Source organism: Luteimonas sp. 8-5, assembly GCF_029763755.1.
Classification (GTDB): domain Bacteria; phylum Pseudomonadota; class Gammaproteobacteria; order Xanthomonadales; family Xanthomonadaceae; genus Cognatiluteimonas.
In genome coordinates this window covers 1-1,045 of sequence record NZ_JARUVM010000179.1, presented here as the reverse complement: position 1 = coordinate 1,045, position 1,045 = coordinate 1, and the positions used below count along the sequence as shown (strand labels likewise).

Here is a 1,045-nt window from a genome sequence, read left to right as displayed (position 1 = left end):
ACCGCAACCGCGGCGACTGGGCCGCGCCATCGCGCCTGCAGCGCTGGGCGCGCGAGCGCAGGAGCGAGAACACGGTGGCCGCCTACGCCTTCGACGCGATCAACCGCGTGTACGGCAGCGACGGCGTCGCCGGCACGCTGTTGCGCGGCCCGTTGCTCGGCATTGCGGGCAGGCTGCCGCCGGTGGCGCACTTCCTGTGGCGGCGGGCGGCCGGCCTCTAGTCGAGCCAGCCCTTGAGTTCTTCGCGGCTCAGGCGCCCATCGTGGTCGCGGTCGACGACGTGGAACTCGCGCACCAGGTCCGGATTGCCGCTGGCTTCGCCGCGCGAAATGTCGCCATTGCCATTGGCGTCCATCGTCGCGAAGTCGATGCTGTAGTTGGGCGATATCGAGTTGCCCGGACTGTCGGTCACCGTCACTGGCGTGCCGTCGGCGGCGGTGAAGGACTGGGCGGTTGCCGCGCACGGCGCAAGCAGGGCCCTCGGCCGGTCAACCGGCCGTCAATCCCGCGGCGATCAGCGCAACAGCGGCTGAACGGCGGCCAGTACCGTGATCTCCTCGCGGTCGTGGTAGAGCTGGCGTGCACGCACCGTGAGCGGAACGCCTGCCTCTTCCTGGAACCGGTCCAGGCACAGTCGCGTCTCCAGCCACCGTTTCTTCATCGGCAGCTTGAGGTTGAAGACGGCGCGGCTGCACCAGCCCTGCGCGAACCACTGCGCCATGCGCGAAGCCACCCGTCGTGGCTGCTCGACCATGTCGCACACCATCCAGTCCAGCGGACGCGGGGGCTGCCAGGCGAATCCGTCGGCGCGCAGGTGGTCGACGCCGGCGCTGTCGAGCACGTGCTGGCGCAAGGGACCGTTGTCGATCGCGGTGACCTGCAGGCCATTGCGCTGCAGGACCCAGGTCCAGCCGCCCGGCGCTGCACCCAGGTCCGCGGCGCGCATGCCCGGGCGCAGCAGCGCCGCGCGCTCGCGCCCGTCGAGCAGGGTGAGCAAGGCCTCTTCCAGCTTCAATGCCGATCGCGACGGCGCGTCCGGATGCAG

2 protein-coding genes and 1 pseudogene are annotated in these 1,045 nt (G+C 70.6%); 1 reads left to right on the top strand and 2 read right to left on the bottom strand.

Features of this window, described 5'->3' with window-relative positions:
• Positions 1–221, top strand: a pseudogene (locus tag QAA18_RS12800) (UbiH/UbiF family hydroxylase); the annotation flags it as partial.
• Here QAA18_RS12800 and QAA18_RS12795 read toward each other — a convergent pair.
• The gene (locus tag QAA18_RS12795) at positions 218–412 is read right to left on the bottom strand and encodes a hypothetical protein (protein WP_279413476.1); all 195 of its coding nucleotides are present in this window, start codon (positions 410–412) and stop codon (positions 218–220) included. The pseudogene QAA18_RS12800 and the gene QAA18_RS12795 sit on opposite strands and share 4 nt — an antisense overlap.
• 102 nt (positions 413–514) lie before the next feature.
• The coding region (gene rlmM / locus QAA18_RS12790; RefSeq protein ID WP_279413475.1) for a 23S rRNA (cytidine(2498)-2'-O)-methyltransferase RlmM at positions 515–1,045 on the bottom strand (531 nt) is incomplete at its 5' end.